Source organism: Streptomyces sp. NPDC007983, assembly GCF_042958345.1.
In the GTDB taxonomy this organism is placed as follows: Bacteria; Actinomycetota; Actinomycetes; order Streptomycetales; family Streptomycetaceae; genus Streptomyces.
The window spans coordinates 666487-681649 of the sequence record NZ_JBIBJI010000003.1 but is presented as its reverse complement, the minus strand read 5'-3'; the positions used below and the strand labels follow the sequence as shown (position 1 = coordinate 681649).

The 15163-nt window shown below is 70.9% G+C and carries 13 protein-coding genes and 2 pseudogenes; 8 read left to right on the top strand and 7 right to left on the bottom strand.

Annotated features, from left to right (window positions below; translation table 11 throughout):
• Positions 1–140 precede the first annotated feature (140 nt).
• Positions 141–3077, bottom strand: coding sequence for a BTAD domain-containing putative transcriptional regulator (locus ACFZCY_RS12255; RefSeq protein WP_391171618.1), 2937 nt, complete (start codon positions 3075–3077; stop codon positions 141–143).
• 254 nt (positions 3078–3331) lie between these two features.
• On the opposite strand from ACFZCY_RS12255, the gene ACFZCY_RS12250 reads away from it, so the two are divergent.
• Entirely contained in the window at positions 3332–4558 is a 1227-nt protein-coding gene (locus ACFZCY_RS12250; RefSeq protein WP_391171616.1) for an amidohydrolase family protein, read from the top strand.
• A 132-nt stretch (positions 4559–4690) separates the two neighbouring features.
• Here ACFZCY_RS12250 and ACFZCY_RS12245 read toward each other — a convergent pair whose 3' ends face one another.
• Entirely contained in the window at positions 4691–5737 is a 1047-nt protein-coding gene (locus ACFZCY_RS12245; RefSeq protein ID WP_391171614.1) for a helix-turn-helix domain-containing protein, read from the bottom strand.
• Positions 5738–5910: 173 nt separating this feature from the next.
• Between ACFZCY_RS12245 and ACFZCY_RS12240 the strand changes: the two genes are divergently transcribed.
• The 5 genes from ACFZCY_RS12240 to ACFZCY_RS12220 all read left to right on the top strand — a co-directional run bounded on the left by ACFZCY_RS12240 (position 5911) and on the right by ACFZCY_RS12220 (position 11451).
• Positions 5911–6858, top strand: coding sequence for a TIGR03619 family F420-dependent LLM class oxidoreductase (locus ACFZCY_RS12240; RefSeq protein WP_391171612.1), 948 nt, complete (start codon positions 5911–5913; stop codon positions 6856–6858).
• A gap of 10 nt (positions 6859–6868) precedes the next feature.
• On the top strand, positions 6869–7663 hold the full coding sequence (locus tag ACFZCY_RS12235; protein WP_391171610.1) for a glucose 1-dehydrogenase: 795 nt from the start codon (positions 6869–6871) through the stop codon (positions 7661–7663).
• Positions 7664–7767: 104 nt separating this feature from the next.
• Entirely contained in the window at positions 7768–8895 is a 1128-nt protein-coding gene (locus ACFZCY_RS12230; protein WP_361485363.1) for an LLM class flavin-dependent oxidoreductase, read from the top strand.
• Positions 8896–8957: 62 nt separating this feature from the next.
• The gene (locus ACFZCY_RS12225) at positions 8958–10700 is read left to right on the top strand and encodes an amidohydrolase family protein (protein ID WP_391171607.1); all 1743 of its coding nucleotides are present in this window, start codon (positions 8958–8960) and stop codon (positions 10698–10700) included.
• A gap of 7 nt (positions 10701–10707) precedes the next feature.
• Positions 10708–11451: a glucose 1-dehydrogenase gene (locus ACFZCY_RS12220; protein WP_391171605.1), complete on the top strand. Its 744-nt coding sequence runs from the start codon at positions 10708–10710 to the stop codon at positions 11449–11451.
• 6 nt (positions 11452–11457) lie between these two features.
• Here the strand turns inward: ACFZCY_RS12220 and ACFZCY_RS12215 are convergent, their stop codons facing one another.
• Together ACFZCY_RS12215 and ACFZCY_RS12210 are read right to left on the bottom strand one after the other, a co-directional pair.
• Positions 11458–11688 carry a hypothetical protein gene (locus ACFZCY_RS12215; RefSeq protein WP_391171603.1) on the bottom strand — a complete coding sequence of 77 codons (231 nt, stop codon included), beginning with the start codon at positions 11686–11688 and terminating at the stop codon, positions 11458–11460.
• A 6-nt stretch (positions 11689–11694) separates the two neighbouring features.
• Positions 11695–12039, bottom strand: coding sequence for a hypothetical protein (locus tag ACFZCY_RS12210; RefSeq protein WP_391171601.1), 345 nt, complete (start codon positions 12037–12039; stop codon positions 11695–11697).
• Positions 12040–12156: 117 nt separating this feature from the next.
• Here ACFZCY_RS12210 and ACFZCY_RS12205 point away from each other — a divergent pair.
• Positions 12157–12334 (top strand): annotated as a pseudogene (locus ACFZCY_RS12205) (transposase); the annotation flags it as partial.
• A gap of 55 nt (positions 12335–12389) precedes the next feature.
• Here ACFZCY_RS12205 and ACFZCY_RS12200 read toward each other — a convergent pair.
• The 3 genes and pseudogenes from ACFZCY_RS12200 to ACFZCY_RS12190 form a co-directional block, all read right to left on the bottom strand.
• Positions 12390–13203: pseudogene (locus tag ACFZCY_RS12200) on the bottom strand (FG-GAP repeat domain-containing protein); the annotation flags it as partial.
• Positions 13204–13386: 183 nt separating this feature from the next.
• A complete protein-coding gene (locus ACFZCY_RS12195; RefSeq protein ID WP_391171599.1) occupies positions 13387–13587 on the bottom strand; it encodes a DUF397 domain-containing protein in 201 nt (66 codons plus the stop codon).
• Positions 13584–14453, bottom strand: a complete 870-nt coding sequence (locus tag ACFZCY_RS12190; protein ID WP_391171597.1) for a Scr1 family TA system antitoxin-like transcriptional regulator — start codon at positions 14451–14453, stop codon at positions 13584–13586. Before ACFZCY_RS12190 ends, ACFZCY_RS12195 begins: the two co-directional genes overlap by 4 nt.
• 196 nt (positions 14454–14649) lie before the next feature.
• Here ACFZCY_RS12190 and ACFZCY_RS12185 point away from each other — a divergent pair, with 196 nt between their 5' ends.
• Entirely contained in the window at positions 14650–15099 is a 450-nt protein-coding gene (locus ACFZCY_RS12185; RefSeq protein ID WP_391171595.1) for an ATP-binding protein, read from the top strand.
• Positions 15100–15163: the final 64 nt, after the last annotated feature.

The following is a 15163-nucleotide window of genomic DNA, read 5'->3' as shown; positions in this document are numbered from 1 at the left end:
CGGGCACAAGGCCGCTCACCCTAAAACGAGGCAAGGAGTGGCCTCTTCACCGACCCGTCTGCCCCCCGCGGGGACGGATCGACAGCACTAAGACTGCCGGTCCGGGATAAACGATTGATGAACGTGCCGCGGTAGCCCTGCTACGCGGTCGCCATGGGCGCCATCAGGGCCCGTACTTCCTCCGCCTCCGCGGGGTTGTTCAGCTGCTCGTAGATGGACAGGGCCTCCTGCCAGCAGGCCCGGGCCCGGTCCGTCTGGCCCATCAGGGCCAAGGCCTGGCCCAAGACCTTCAGCACGGTGCCGCGACGGAACTCACCGCCCACGAAGCGCAGCGCGAGGGCCTGTTCGGCATGGGTGGCCGCCTCCGGCGGACGGCCCGCCGCGAGGTGGACCTCGGCCAGCCGGGCGTGGGTGGAGCCTTCCCAGAGGCGCTGCCGGTTCTCGCGGAACAGGGTGAGCGCCTGCGTCAGCTGGTCGAGCGCCTCGTCGTATCGCCCGGCCTGGTGGAGCGCGATGCCCAGGGCGAACTTTCCGTTGGCGACCCGCAGGGCGAGCCCCAGGCCGCTGTAGATCTCGACGCCTTCGGCGGCGAGTTCGATGGCGCTGTCGGTGTGGCCCATCGCCGAGTGGGCCCGCGAGATGTTGCACAGCGCGCCGGCGATGCCCGGCCGGTTGTCATCGGCGCGGAACGATTCGAGCGCCTGGCGGAAGTACGCCTCGGCGTCCTCGTACCGCTTCTGGTAGAGCGCGATGATGCCGCGCTCGTTGGGCACCTCGCAGCCGGGAACCGGGTCCTCGGCCGCCAGGGCGAGCTGCATGGCCTGGCGGCCCTCGTACTCGCCCTGCTCGTACCGGCTGGCCATCCAGTGCAGATGGGAGAGGGTGAAGCGGGCACGCCCCTCCGCGCGCGGATCGGTGGCGCGTGCCCCCGCGTCGCGCACGGTCTGGGCCGCCGCCTCGTACTGCCGGGAGTTGGCGCCCGACTCGCCGAGGTCCTTCGCCGCCACCAGGAGGTCGGCCGCGCGGCGCAGCGTGGCGCCGGTTGCCAGCTGCTGGACGCAGGCCAGCAGGCAGTGCGCCTCGGCGAACATCCAGTCGAGCGCGGCGGCCGAGTCCCGGAAGTCCAGCCCCGGGTACCGGGTCGGCTCCAGATGGTCCACCAGCCGGTCCCCGGGGCGGGCCAGGGCGAAGACCCGGGCGGCGGAGGCGAGGTAGAAGTCCAGCAGCCGGGACAGCGCGGCGTCGCGCTCGGACGGCGGCATCTCGTCCCGCTCCGCGCATGCACGCGCGTAGAGCCGCACGAGGTCGTGGAAGCGGTAGCGGCCGGGGGAGGCGGACTCCAGGAGGCTGGTGTCCACCAGGCTCTCCAGCAGGTCCTCCGCGTCGTCGACGTCCATGTCCAGCACGGCCGCCGCCGCGGCGAGCGAGATGTCGGGGCCGTCGGCCAGGCCCAGCAGCCGGAAGGCGCGGGCCTGTTGCGGTTCGAGCTGGCCGTAGCCGAGTTCGAAGGTGGCCTTGACCGCGAGGTCACCGGCGCGCAGCTCGTCCAGCCGCCGGCGCTCGTCGCCGAGCTTGCCCGCCAGGGCGGAGACGGTCCAGGTGCGGCGGGAGGCGAGACGGGAGGCGGCGATGCGGATGGCCAGCGGCAGGAAGCCACAGGCCGCCACGACGTCCATCGCGGCCTCGCGCTCGGAGCCGACCCGCTCCTCGCCGACGATGCGGGTGAACAGCACCAGCGCCTCGTCGGGGCTCATCACGTCGAGGTCGACCAGGTGGGCGCTCTCCAAGTCGACCATCCGGTGGCGGCTGGTGATCAGCGCCGCGCAGCCCGGGGTGCCGGGCAGCAGGGGGCGCACCTGGGCGGCGTCGCGGGCGTTGTCCAGCAGCGTCAGGACGCGGCGGCCGTCCAGGAGGGAGCGGAAGAGCGCGGCGCGCTCCTCGACGCCGTCGGGGATGGCGTTGTCGGCGGTGCCCAGGGCGCGCAGGAAGGAGCCCAGCACGGCGCCGGGGTCGGCGACCAGGGGGCCCGAGCCCTGCAGGTCGACGTAGAGCTGGCCGTCGGGGAACTGGTGGCGTGCGGCGTGTGCGACGTGCACGGCCAGGGTGGTCTTGCCGACGCCGCCGATGCCCGCGACCGCTGACACGGCCATGACACGCCCTTCGGCGGTGGCGAGTTGATCGCTCAGCTCCTTGATGAAGGGCGCCCGCCCGGTGAAGTCCGAGACCGTCGCGGGCAGCTGGGCGGGGCGTACGAAGCTCGCGGCGCCGCCGCTCGGCTCCTCGGCGGCGTGCGCGGAGACCGCCAGCTCCGCGTCGGCCTCCAGGATCCGCTGGTGCAGCGCGGACAGCTCGGGGCGCGGGTCCACGCCCAGCTCGTCGGCGAGCAGCCGCCGGGTGTCGGCGTAGACGGCCAGGGCCTCGGCCTGCCGTCCGCTGCGGTACAGCGCCAGCATCAGCAGCTCGCGCAGCCGCTCGCGCAGCGGGTACGAGGCGGTCAGCGCGGTCAGTTCGGAGACCGCCTCGGAGTGGTGGCCGAGCTCCAGGTCCAGGTCGAGCCGGGTCTCGATCAGGGAGCGGTACCACTCGTCCAGCCGGGTGCGCTGGGTCTCCGCGTACGGACCCGGCACTCCGGCCAGCGGTTCGCCGTCCCACAGGTCGAGCACCTTGTTGAACAGCTCGCGCGCCCGCGTGCGGTCCCCGGAGTGCTGCGCCTTCTCCGCCTCGGCCGTCAGCTGCTCGGCCACATCGGTGTCCAGGGCGCCCAGGCCGATCCGGATCGCGTAGCCGCCCGATTCGCTCACCAGTATCTCGGAGTCCGGCCCGAACGCCTTGCGCAGCCGCGAGGCGTACGTGCGCAGTGCGGCGATCGCCGCCTCCGGCGGCTCGGTGCCCCACAGGCCGTCGACCAGCTCGGGCGCGGTCGCGGTGCGCCCGCCGCGCAGCAGCAGCGCGGCCAGCAGCGCGCGCTGCTGCGGCGAACCGGTGTTGATCGCCTCGTCGCCCCGCCAGGCCCGGACGGGGCCCAGCACGGTGAAGTACAAGTGCTGTCCTTGCACCCGCTCCCTTTCGCCGCCCATGGTCTCCCCCTCGCCTGTCCTTCCCCGTTCGCACGGGTCAGTTTGCCTTGTCAACGCCTTCCGCGTCAGTAGGGCCCCCACGTCCTCCACAAGCCCGCCATAGTTGTCCGAAGTGACCATGTTGCGTGGCGCGACGCTTGCGCCGGAAGGGGCGTCCCGGGGGCGGGGAAGGGCCTCGGCGAACGCGCGGTGAACCCGGAGGGAGTCCGCACCGATAACTGACACTCCGTCAGATCGGCGCTACCGTGAACGGCATGGAGAGCTTCCCGGAGATCATCTCGGTGGACGACCACACGGTTGAGCCCCCTCACGTCTGGCGGGACCGCCTCCCGTCGAAGTACCGCGACACCGGCCCGCGCATCGTCCGGGCGCCGCTGAAGGAGATGACCTTCGTCGGCGGCAAGTTCGCCCCGAAGATGGGCGCGCCCGGCGACGACGGGCCGATCGCCGACTGGTGGGTGTACGAGGATCTGCACCGGCCGCTCACCCGGCTGGACACCGCCGTCGGCTACGCCCGCGACGAGGTCCGGCTGGAGGCCATCACCTACGAGCAGATGCGGCCCGGGTCCTACGCGGTGCCCGACCGGCTCGCCGACATGGACGTCAACCACGTCCAGTCCGCGCTGTGCTTCCCGACCTTCCCGCGCTTCTGCGGGCAGACCTTCACCGAGGCGGGCGACCGCGAGCTGGGGCTGCTCGGGGTGCGCGCGTACAACGACTGGATGGTGGAGGAGTGGTGCGGCCCCGAGGCACGGGGCCGGCTCATCCCGCTGATCATCATCCCGCTGTGGGACGCGGAGCTGGCCGCCGCCGAGGTGCGGCGCAACGCCGCGCGCGGGGTGCGCGCCGTGTGCTTCTCGGAGATCCCGCCGAACCTCGGGCTCCCCTCCATCCACACCGACGCCTGGGATCCCTTCTTCGCGGCGTGCGACGAGACCGGCACGGTCATCGCCATGCACATCGGCTCCTCCTCCCGCATGCCCTCGACCTCCGCCGACGCGCCCCCGGCGGTGGGCTCCACCATCACCTTCGCCAACTGCTGCTTCTCGATGGTCGACTGGCTGATGAGCGGCACGTTCGAGCGCTTCCCCAACCTCAAGATCATGTACGCGGAGGGCCAGATCGGCTGGATCCCGTACATCCTGGAGCGCGCCGACGTGGTCTGGGAGGAAAACCGCGGCTGGGGCGGCGTCGCCGACAAGGTGCTGCGGCCGCCGTCCGAACTGTTCGCCGAGCATGTCTACGGCTGCTTCTTCGACGACGCCTTCGGGCTGCGGAACCTCGACGCGATCGGCGTGGGCAACGTCCTGTACGAGACGGACTACCCGCACTCCGACTCGACCTGGCCGAAGTCCCGGGAGGTCGGCGAGGCGCAGATGGGCCACCTCGCGCCGGACGTCGTGGAGCGGATCGTACGGGGCAACGCGATCGAGCTGCTGGGGCTGACCGCCGACGGGCTCTGGGCCGGACCGGGGGCGTAGCGGGCGCCCGTGCGCCGGCTCCCCAGGAGCCGCGCCCGTGCGCCGGTTCACTCAGGAGCAAGGAAGTGTCCACTGCCGGTCAATGACACCCGCCGGGCGCTCCGGCAGGCTGGGCGCATCGGTCCCGCTCGCCTACGACGTCCCGGACGACGGGGGCGGGACGAAGGGCCCGGGCCCTGTGCCTGCCGGACGCCACGGGGGAGCGTCCGGCACGGGGGTCCTGAGCGCCAGCTGCCGGTAGTCGCTCGGCGGCATGCCGTACGCGGCGCGGAACGCGCGGCTGAAGACGGCCGGGTGGGCGAAGCCCCATCGCGCCGCGACCTCGTGCAGAGGGGCGGCGGCCAGGCCGGGGTCGGCGAGGTCGTGCCGGACGCGGTCCAGGCGCTGCCGCCGGATCCATCCGGAGACCGTGGTGTCCTGGTCCCGGAAGAGCCGGTGCAGATAGCTGACGGAGATGTGGTGCGCGGCGGCGACGGCAGCCGGTGTCAGCTCCGGGTCGTGCAGATTCCGCTGGATGAAGTTCTGCACGCGCAGGGTCAGGGTCCGCCGGCGGCTCTCGGGAGGTACGGCGTCCTCGGCCTCGACGGCATGCGCGAGCACCGCCGTGGTCAGGTCGATCAGCACCGAACCCAGGCGCGGCCCGTCGGAGGGCCGGTACGAATCGCTGTCCGCGGACAGCCGGCTGAGGAACCCGGTCAGCAGGGCGCCGACGCCATCCCGTCCCGGGATGGGCCGGGCGAGCAGCCGGTCGATCCGGTCGTGGGGGACCGGAATCAGCGCCTTGGGGATCTCCAGGCCCACGCCCTGGGGAGGGCCGCCGAAGGCCACGCAGTCGTAGGGGCGCGAGGTGTCGACGACGTACAGGCCGCCGGCGGAGTGCGCCGCCTCCTCGCGGGCCTGGGAGACCTGGAGGTTCGCGCCTTCGAGGAAGGAGAAGTGGTACAGCTCGGGGTCCGACTGCCGGATGAGCTTCGGTGTCCGCCGGAAGGTCATCGGGTGGAACTTCGTGGGCCATACGTGGGCCGCGCCGACCTCCAGGATGCGGACCTGTCCGCGGAAGTCACCGGTGTGTTCAGTGCTCATCTCCATGGGGGCCATGAGCTTCGCCATCTGCTCGCGCCAGAAGTCGAACCGGTCGGCTCGGGGGAGTTCGTCGCACCGGAACACCGTCTCGATCATCACGTGCCCTCGTGTCTGCCCTCATACGGGTGTGCGCTACAGCGGGTGAAGGTCGGGCCACAGCCACCGTACGTTAGCACCAGGGCTTGTCTGACGAACCGTCAGATACGACGATGGCGGTCCACCGAGGGGCCACCACGGTCCACTGCGGTCCACCGACAAGGAGGCCCGGCATGCGCGTCCTGCCCCGGGGCCGGTTGAGCTACGGCATGCAGCTGCCGATCCAGTCACAGAGCACCCTCTACGCCGAACCGTGGGAGGCGGCCGCCGGTCCGGACGACCTCGTCGCCCTCGCCCGCGCCGCCGACCGGTCCGGCTTCGCCTACGTCGCCGTCTGCGACCACGTGGCGATCCCGCGGCGGCTGGCCGCCGCGATGGGCACCGTCTGGTACGACCCGGTCGCCACCCTCGGCTACCTGGCGGCGGCCACCGAGCGGGTGCGGCTGCTCAGCCATGTCGCCGTCGCCGCGCTCCGGCACCCCCTGCTCACCGCCAAGCAGTACGCGACGCTCGACCACCTCTCCGGCGGGCGGCTGATCCTCGGGGTCGGCGCCGGGCACGTACGCGAGGAGTTCGACGCGCTCGGCGTCGACTTCGACGCGCGCGGTCCGCTGCTCGACGAGACGGTCGACGCGCTGAAGGCGGCGCTGGGGCCGGAGGAGTTCGCGGACTTCCACGGTGAGCGCTTCACGTACCGAGACCTCGGCCAGGCCCCGCGCCCCGCCCAGTCGCCGCGCCCCCCGCTGTGGGTGGGCGGCTCCTCGCCCGCCGCGCTGCGCCGGGCCGCCGTCCGGGGCGACGGCTGGCTGCCGCAGGGCGACCCGCGAGACCGGCTCCCCGCCCGGATCGCCCGGCTGCGCGCGCTGCGCGAGGCGGCGGGTATCGAGGAGCCCGCCGAGATCGGCGCCATCGCCGAGCCGCTGTACGTGGGCGAGCCGTCCTGGCACGTGGGGCGCCGCACGCTCACCGGGAAGCCGGAGCGGCTGGCCGAGTCCCTGCGCGCGTACGCGGCCATGGGTGTGGACCAGATCCAGGTGCGGTTCCGCAGTCGGAGCCGCGTCGAACTGACCGACCAGATGGCGGCCTTCGCGGCCGACGTCGCCCCGCAACTCAACGCTTGAGGAGGCCATCGTGGGCAAGCTGGACGGACGCGTCGTGATCGTCACGGGTGCGGCGCGCGGGCAGGGCGAGCAGGAGGCGCGGCTGTTCGCCGCCGAGGGCGCGAAGGTGGTGCTCGCGGACGTCCTCGACGACCAGGGCGGCGCCGTGGCGAAGGAGCTGGGAGAGGAGTCCGCCCGTTACATCCACCTGGACGTGAGCCGCGAGGACGACTGGGCCGCCGCCGTGGCATGCGCGAAAGACGCCTTCGGCACGGTGGACGGGCTGGTCAACAACGCGGGCATCCTCCGCTTCAACGAGCTGACCAGCACCCCGCTGGAGGAGTATCTGTCCGTCGTCCAGGTCAACCAGGTCGGCGCCTTCCTCGGCATGCGCACCGTCGCCCCGGAGCTGGCGGCGGCGGGCGGTGGCACGATCGTCAACACCGCCTCGTACGTCGCCCTCTCCGGCATGGCCCTGCTGACCTCGTACGCCGCCACCAAGGCGGCCATCGTCGGGATGACCCGGGTGGCCGCGATGGAGCTGGCGGGTAAGGGCATCCGGGTCAACGCGGTGTGCCCCGGCGCGATCGACACCCCCATGAGCAACCCCGCCCGGCTCGACCCGGCGGCGGACACGGCCCATGTGGCCGAGGCGTCGGAGGCGGTCGACGGCCTCTACCGCAAGCTGGTCCCGATGGGCCGCATCGGCCGCCCCGAGGAGGTCGCCCGCCTGGCGCTCTTCCTCACCTCGGACGACTCCTCGTACATCACCGGCCAGCCGCTCGTCGCCGACGGCGGCTGGCTGTGCGGCGTCTCGGTCTTCTGACGGCTCCCCGGGGCCGGGCGTGCCCCTTGACGCCCAACCCCGCCGGTGCCATGGTCGAACCCAAATCTGACGGTACGTCAGATAGAGCAGAGGCGGTGACCCCCTTGGAATTCGGACTGTTCGTACAGGGATACGTGCCGGAGCGCCGACGCCGCGCCGACCCCGAGGCCGAGCACCACGCCCTCATCGAGGAGACCGAGTACGTCATCCAGGCCGACCGATCCGGCTTCAAATACGCGTGGGCCTCCGAGCACCACTTCCTGGAGGAGTACTCCCACCTCTCCGCGAACGACGTCTTCCTCGGCTACCTCGCCCACGCCACCGAGCGCATCCACCTCGGATCCGGCATCTTCAACCCCCTCCCGCAGGTCAACCACCCGGTGAAGGTCGCCGAGAAGGTGGCCATGCTCGACCACCTCTCCGGCGGCCGGTTCGAGTTCGGGTCGGGGCGCGGGGCGGGCAGCCACGAGATCCTGGGGTTCATCCCGGGCGTCACGGACATGAACCACACCAAGGAGATCTGGGAAGAGACCATCGGCGAGTTCGCCAAGATGTGGCTGCGGGACGAGTACCCGGGCTTCCAGGGCAAGCACTGGTCGCTCCCGCCCCGCAAGGTGCTGCCCAAGCCGTACGGAGCGGGCCACCCGGCCATGTGGTACGCGGCCGGCTCCCCGTCCTCGTACGCGATGGCGGGCCGCAAGGGCCTCGGCGTCCTGGGCTTCTCCATCCAGAAGGTGTCCGACATGGAGTGGGTCCTCGACTCCTACAAGAACGCCGTCAAGGACGCCGACCCGGTCGGTGGCTTCGTCAACGACAACGTCATGGTGACCTCGACCGCGATCTGCGCCGAGACCCACGCCAAGGCGGTCGAGATCGCGCTCGGCGGCGGCCTCAACTACCTCCAGTCCCTCCTCTTCCGCTACCACGACACCTTCCCCCGCCCGGACGGCATCCCGGAGTGGCCCGAACTCCTCCCCGAATACACCGAGGAGATCATCGAACTGCTCATCGCCGAGGAGCTGATGATCTGCGGCGACCCGGACGAGGTCTTCCGGCAGTGCAAGCGGTGGGAACAGGCCGGGGCCGACCAGCTCTCCTTCGGGCTGCCGATCGGCATCGGCTACGAGGACACCATGAACACCATCAAGCTCATCGGCGAGCACGTCATCCCGAAGATCGACACCGATCCGGTGCACCGCACGACCCGCTTCCGCCGGACAGCGAACGGATGACAGCTGACAGATATCAGCTGATGTCATACAGATAACGGCTGACGCCAGAAGGGACCCCACCCGTGCTCGACCACCTCATCAAGGGCGCGACCGTCGTGGACGGCACGGGCGCGCCCTCGTACACCGCCGACGTCGGCCTGCGCGACGGCCGGATCGTCACCGTCGCCGAGCCGGGTTCCGTCGCCGAACCGGCCCGCGGCGGCGAGGACGCCACCGGGCTCGTCCTCGCGCCCGGCTTCGTCGACCCGCACACCCACTACGACGCCCAGCTCTTCTGGGACCCGTACGCCACCCCCTCCATGAACCACGGCGTCACCACCATCGCGGGCGGCAACTGCGGCTTCACCCTCGCCCCGCTCAACCCCGAGCGCCCCGGCGACGCCGACTACACGCGGCGGATGATGAGCCGGGTCGAGGGCATGTCGCTCGTCGCCCTGGAGGAGGGTGCGCCCTGGAACTGGCACGGCTTCGGCGAATACCTCGACGCCCTGGAGGGCCGGACCGCCGTCAACGCGGGCTTCATGGTGGGCCACTGTGCGCTGCGCCGCCACGTCATGGGCCCGGACGCGATCGGCGGACAGCCCACCCCCGACCAGATGGAGGCGATGCTGCGGCTCCTCCACGAGGCGATGGACGCGGGGGCGTGGGGTCTTTCCACCACCCAGTCCTCCACCCACGCCGACGGCGACGGCCGGCCCGTCGCCTCCCGGCACGCGCGCCCCGAAGAACTCCTCGCCCTGTCCCGGGCCGTAGGCGAGCACGAGGGCACCCAGATCGAGGCCATCGTGGCGGGCTGCCTCGACCGGTTCGCCGACGAGGAGATCGACCTCCTGGTGGAGATGAGCGCCGCCGCCGGCCGCCCCCTCAACTGGAACGTCCTCACCATCGACGCCGCCGTCCCCGAGCGCGTCCCGCGCCAGCTCCTGGCGAGCGAGCGGGCCCGTGAGGCGGGCGGCCGCATCGTCGCCCTCACCATGCCCATCCTCACCCCCATGAACATGTCGCTCGGCACGTTCTGCGCGCTCAACCTCATCCCGGGCTGGGGAGACATCCTCGGCCTGCCCATCCCCGAGCGCATCGCGAGGCTCCGCGACCCGGCCGTACGGGCGGAGATGCTGCGCCGCGCGAACAGCCCCGAGGCCGGGGTCTTCCGGCGGCTCGCCGACTTCGAGCGGTACGTCATCGGCGATACGTACAGCGAGGCCAACGCCGGACTCACCGGCCGCGTCGTCCGCGACATCGCCGCCGAGCGCGGACAGGACGCCTTCCACACTCTGGTGGAGATCTGCGCCGCCGACGAGATGCGCACGGTCCTGTGGCCGATGCCGACCGACAACGACCCGGCCAGCTGGGAGCTGCGGCGGCAGACCTGGGAACACGAGGACGTCATGCTGGGCGGCTCCGACGCGGGCGCCCACCTGGACCGGATGTGCGGAGCCCCGTACACCACCCGCTTCATCGGCGACTGCCTGCGCGGCCGGAAACTGGTCGGCCTGGAGCGGGCCGTGCAGATGCTGACCGACGACCCGGCGCGGCTGTTCGGCCTGCGCGAGCGCGGCCGGATCGCCGAGGGCTACCACGCCGATCTCGTCCTCTTCGACCCCGACCGCATCGACGCAGGTCCGGCGAGGCTGGTGCACGACCTCCCCGGCGACAGCCCCCGCCTGGACTCCCGGGCGGCGGGTATCGTGAGCGTCCGGGTCGGCGGCGTCGAGACCATCCGCGACGACGAGATCACCGGCGCGATACCGGGGAAGGTGCTGCGCTCGGGCCGCGACACCCACAGCGTGTCCACGCGGGGCTGAGGCCCCGATGCCCCGCGTCGCCCTCGTCACCGGCGCCTCGCGCGGTATCGGCCTGGCCGTGGCGAAGGCGCTGACCGCCGACGGCACGGCGGTGTGCGTGACCGCACGTGGTGCCGCCGAACTGGACGCGGCCGTAGGCGAGCTGGGCCCTGACGCCCTCGCCTGCCAGGGCGATGTGGCGGACCCGGCCCACCTCGACGAGGCCGTCGCCCGCACCCTGGCCGCCTTCGGTCGCCTCGACATCCTCGTCAACAACGCCGCGACCAACGCCCCGCTCGGCCCGCTGATCGACGCCGACCCGCTCGCCTGGCGCGGGGCCTTCACGGTCAACGTGGAGGCCCCGCTCCGCCTGGCCCAGGCGGCCTGGCGCGCCTGGATGCGCGACCACGGCGGCGCGATCGTCAACATCTGCACCGAGGGCACCCACGGCGTGGGCCCCGGCGTCGGCGCCTACGGCGCCAGCAAGACCGCCCTCCTCCGCCTCACCCGCCAACTCGCCGCCGAACTCGCCCCGTCCGTCCGCGTCAACGCCGTCTCGCCGGGCCTGATCCGCACCGAGATGGCCCGCTTCGTCTGGGACCGCGACGAACCCGCCATCGCCGCCACCCTCCCCCTGGCCCGCATCGGCGAACCGGAGGACGTGGCGAACGCCGTCCGCTGGCTGGTCTCCGACGAGGCGTCCTGGATCACCGGCACCGACCTGGTGGTCGACGGCGGCCGCCGCGTCCGCGCGGCCTACCGCCCCGCATAAGGCCTGCTACTGGTGCGACTCCTCGGGCGGGGTGATCGCGTGCCGGTGGGCGTAGACGATGGCCTGGGAGCGGTCGCGGCTGCCCGTCTTGGCGAAGATCTGGTTGATGTGGGTCTTGGCCCCGGCCTCGGACGGCCCGGTGTCGCTCTGGCCGTCGGCCTGGAGGACGCGTTCGCGCATGCCCGCCAGTCCGAAGCGGCAGTTACGAAGCTGGACCCGAGCAGCGCGGTCCTCCACGGTTGCTCATCGTTCGGCGTCCCCTTGCGGATCGCTGTCGCTCTCCTCGGTTCCGTACTCCGCGCGGAGCTGTGCGACCCGCTTGTCCTCCGTTCCGCGCCGCGCCACCAGGCCGGAGATCAGCGCGGCGCCCCCACCGACGACGAGTGCTGTTGCCGCTACCAACACGGCGCGGAGTACCGTCGACAGCTGGTAGTGCGCCGACAGCTTCCATGCGATGTACGCGCTGGCGCTCAGTGCGCAAACGCCCCACACGACGGAGACGCAGCCATTTACCTGCCGTTCTGTGTGCTTTTCCGCAACTTTGGGCCCGAAGATGTACTTGCCGGCAGGGGCAGGGGGTTCAGTCATGCTGATCGCTCACCACTCGTACTCGTCGTTCCAGGGCGGTAGTGGCTACCGCCCCCACAGCCTGTTGTGCTCAGGGACAGAACGATTGACCTACCCAACTCCTCGGCTCACACTCCCAGCGAGCGGCTGCGGCAGCAATTCGAGGGCGTGCTCTGGAAGTTCCGCCCGGGAGCCCAGTGGCGGGGAGATGCCGGACCGGTGCGGCGCCTGGTCCACCGTGCACAACCGGTTTCGGCAGTGGCGGGACGCCGGAGTCTTCGAGGCTCTGCTGAAGGGCGTGATCGCCGAGGCGGCAGAGCGGCACCCGTTACGGGGCCCGGGACTACGTGCCCGGGACAGCAAGCATGTACCTACGAACCTTGATCCTTGCTGGGGGCGACCGGGAGGGAAGCCTCGTCGCGGCCCGTACCGTCGGTGATCCACCATCTGTCCTCGCCGAGAAGGGTCAGTTCGGCGCGGCCGTCGCCGTCCCAGTCGTGGACGGCGAAGAGCGTGCCGTCGTCGGGGCCGTCGTCACCCCGGCACGGACCGCTTGATGGAGTGCCAGGGTTTCGATCCGAGCCCGTGCTCGGAGCCGCCCCGCAGCACCTCGATCCGCGCGTCCCCCGCCTCCTTCTTCTTGGTGAGCTGTACGGCCAGGTCGTCGCAGCCATCGCCGTTGAAGTCCCCGACGGCGAGCCTGGCGCCGAAACCCTCCTTGAAGTCGCCGCCGTCCATGGTGACCCACTTCCCCGGCTCCTTCCCGTAGCGGACGCTGACCTGGCCGCGCCGGTGCGGTGTGTCGACCTCGTCGTAGCTGTCGACGAAGCTCCGACCGATGGCGATGTCCTGGCGCCCGTCCCCGTCGAAATCGCCGAAGACGATGTTCTCGCCCTCCGGCAGCCGCTCGGGTTCCTTGCTCAGGCCGCCGGCGGTACGGGCGCCGCCGGTGAACAGCAGGGGCGGATCCCACGGAGAGTCGTAGAGCGCGAGATCGGTGGATCGGTCGTCGTTCGCGTCCCCGGCGACCAGTACGGGTGACGCGCCCTCGTGGACCGGGCTTGGGATCTCCACGGTCCTGACCGGGGCGCCGGAGCGCTTGAACGGTCCCTTGAGGACGACCAGTTCCCGAGCCTCGTTCGAGTCCCTGAACACCGCGAGGTCGCTGTGGCCGTCCCCGTCGAAGCCCGGGAGGGTCACCGACGTGCCGCTCACCCACCTCGACCATGTGGCACACGGCCGCCAGCACGTTCTGCTTCACCGGCGACGCAAACAGCTGGTCGACTACGGCAAGGTCCACTACTGACGGCGTTCGGCACGCCGTGGGCCCCGGCACGCGCCGGTGCCCACCGTGCGTCTGCGCTGTTCCTAGACCTCGAACGTTCCGCGCTCGATGCCGAGGAGGAACGCCTGCCATCCCTCACCGGTGAAGCGGAGAGACGGGCCGTCAGGGTTCTTGCTGTCCCGCACGGCCCGACCGCCCCCGGCCGTGACCGCGATCTCAACGCAGTTTCCCTCTTGCCCGGAGTACGACGATTTCCGGTAAGGGCCTATAACCTCAGGGGTCACTTCGCGTCTTCCTCGCTGCTCCGCAGTACGCGCCGGATGAGTCGTGTGCTTTCATCCGGCCCCAGTGCCGCCGATCGTAGTAGGTCGAACGCGTTGGTGTAAGCGCTCAGATCCTCAGGGTCCTCAAGCACCGACGTGCCCCTCAGGTTCTCCATGGTCACGGCTTCAACGGCCGGGTCGGAATCGAAGCTGAAGGAAGAGAACGCGGAGGTCGTACCGGCCAACACTCCCGCAGTGAACGGTAGGACCTGAATGGTTACGTTCTGCCTGCCCGCGACATCGAGGATGGTCGACAACTGCTCCCGGTGAATCTGCGAGTTCAGCAGCGGGTGCAGAATCACAGGTTCCCAGATAATGACCGCGTACGACGTTCCCCCGGACTCGATCTGTGCCTGCCGTGCCTGACGCACCTTGACCAGTTGCGCGACTCGCTCCGGATCGACATAGTTCGGCCCTGCGGTAATGCTTGCCTCGGCGTAGGCGGCGGTTTGCAATAGGCCAGGAATAAGGACGGGCTGCCACTCTCGGATATAGGTGGCGTCGTCCTCCAGCGCGATGTGGTCAAGATAGTCCGGCCTCAGGTGCGCCGCGTGCTCAAGCCACCAGCCACGCTTGTTCGAGCCCTTGGCCAACTCCTCCAGCCTGGACCGTACTTTCGCGTCGTCCACGCCGTACGCGTCCAGCAGTAGACGCACGTCGATGACGCGAGCGCTCACGTGCCCGGTCTCAATCCGGCTGATCTTGGCCGTGGAGGACGCGATCACCTCAGCGGCTTGCGATTGGTCGAACTTGGCGGCTTGCCGGTACCGCCTGAGCGCTGCGCCGAGCCGCCTGCTCCGCACAGTCGGCCGTCCCCCTGCGGGCATTGATCCTTCCTCTCCTCGGGCACCGAGCCTGCTGGCGCCGATCAACCACTGTACGGCCGTCCCATCCCACACAGGGTCACGAAAATGCAAGCTTGCATGAGTATCACTTGCGACTGTAGGGGTTGCATGTCTAACTTTAGGCGCATGCGCCGCTACAGAGCGCAGTCTTGACGAACCGTCAGGGGGTACGTCTGTCATGCCTGAAACCGCTACGGACGAGTCGCGCCGGGACACCTTCCGGATCGCGAAGCGCATAAGGAACGTGCCGGGAGCGCGGGCGCGGGTGAGCAAGTCCCTTGCGGACTGGGGCGTGAGCGGCACCGTCGCGGACGACGTGATCCTGTCGGTCGGCGAACTGGTGTCCAACGCCATCCGGCACTGCCGCGTGACCTTCGCCCACGTCGAGGTCAGCGTCTCTCTGCAGGGCGAAGACGTGGTGCTGGAGGTGTCGGACCCCGACGGGGACAGGCTCCCGCGCCTCCGCGTCGCCGACGCCGACGAGGAGGGCGGCCGTGGTCTCTACATGGTTGAGCAGTTGGCGCACACATGGGGGTATCGGAACCGGGGGTGCGGAAAGTGCGTATGGGCGCGGTTCGTCGCCGTGGAAGAACCGGAGGTGAAGGGTGGCACTGGAACCGACGCTTGAGCAGCGGCTGAAGAGCTGCCGGAGCACGGCCGTGCACCTGGGAATGCGAGACGGCTACGTCCGG

Bases quoted from the DNA above. Each gene is read 5' to 3' on its own strand.
- ACFZCY_RS12255 (WP_391171618.1), bottom strand. From the start codon at position 3,077: ATGGGCGGCGAAAGGGAGCGGGTGCAAGGACAGCACTTGTACTTCACC.
- ACFZCY_RS12250 (WP_391171616.1), top strand. From the start codon at position 3,332: ATGGAGAGCTTCCCGGAGATCATCTCGGTGGACGACCACACGGTTGAG.
- ACFZCY_RS12245 (WP_391171614.1), bottom strand. From the start codon at position 5,737: ATGATCGAGACGGTGTTCCGGTGCGACGAACTCCCCCGAGCCGACCGG.
- ACFZCY_RS12240 (WP_391171612.1), top strand. From the start codon at position 5,911: ATGCGCGTCCTGCCCCGGGGCCGGTTGAGCTACGGCATGCAGCTGCCG.
- ACFZCY_RS12220 (WP_391171605.1), top strand. From the start codon at position 10,708: ATGCCCCGCGTCGCCCTCGTCACCGGCGCCTCGCGCGGTATCGGCCTG.
- ACFZCY_RS12210 (WP_391171601.1), bottom strand. From the start codon at position 12,039: ATGACTGAACCCCCTGCCCCTGCCGGCAAGTACATCTTCGGGCCCAAA.
- ACFZCY_RS12190 (WP_391171597.1), bottom strand. From the start codon at position 14,453: ATGCCCGCAGGGGGACGGCCGACTGTGCGGAGCAGGCGGCTCGGCGCA.
- ACFZCY_RS12185 (WP_391171595.1), top strand. From the start codon at position 14,650: ATGCCTGAAACCGCTACGGACGAGTCGCGCCGGGACACCTTCCGGATC.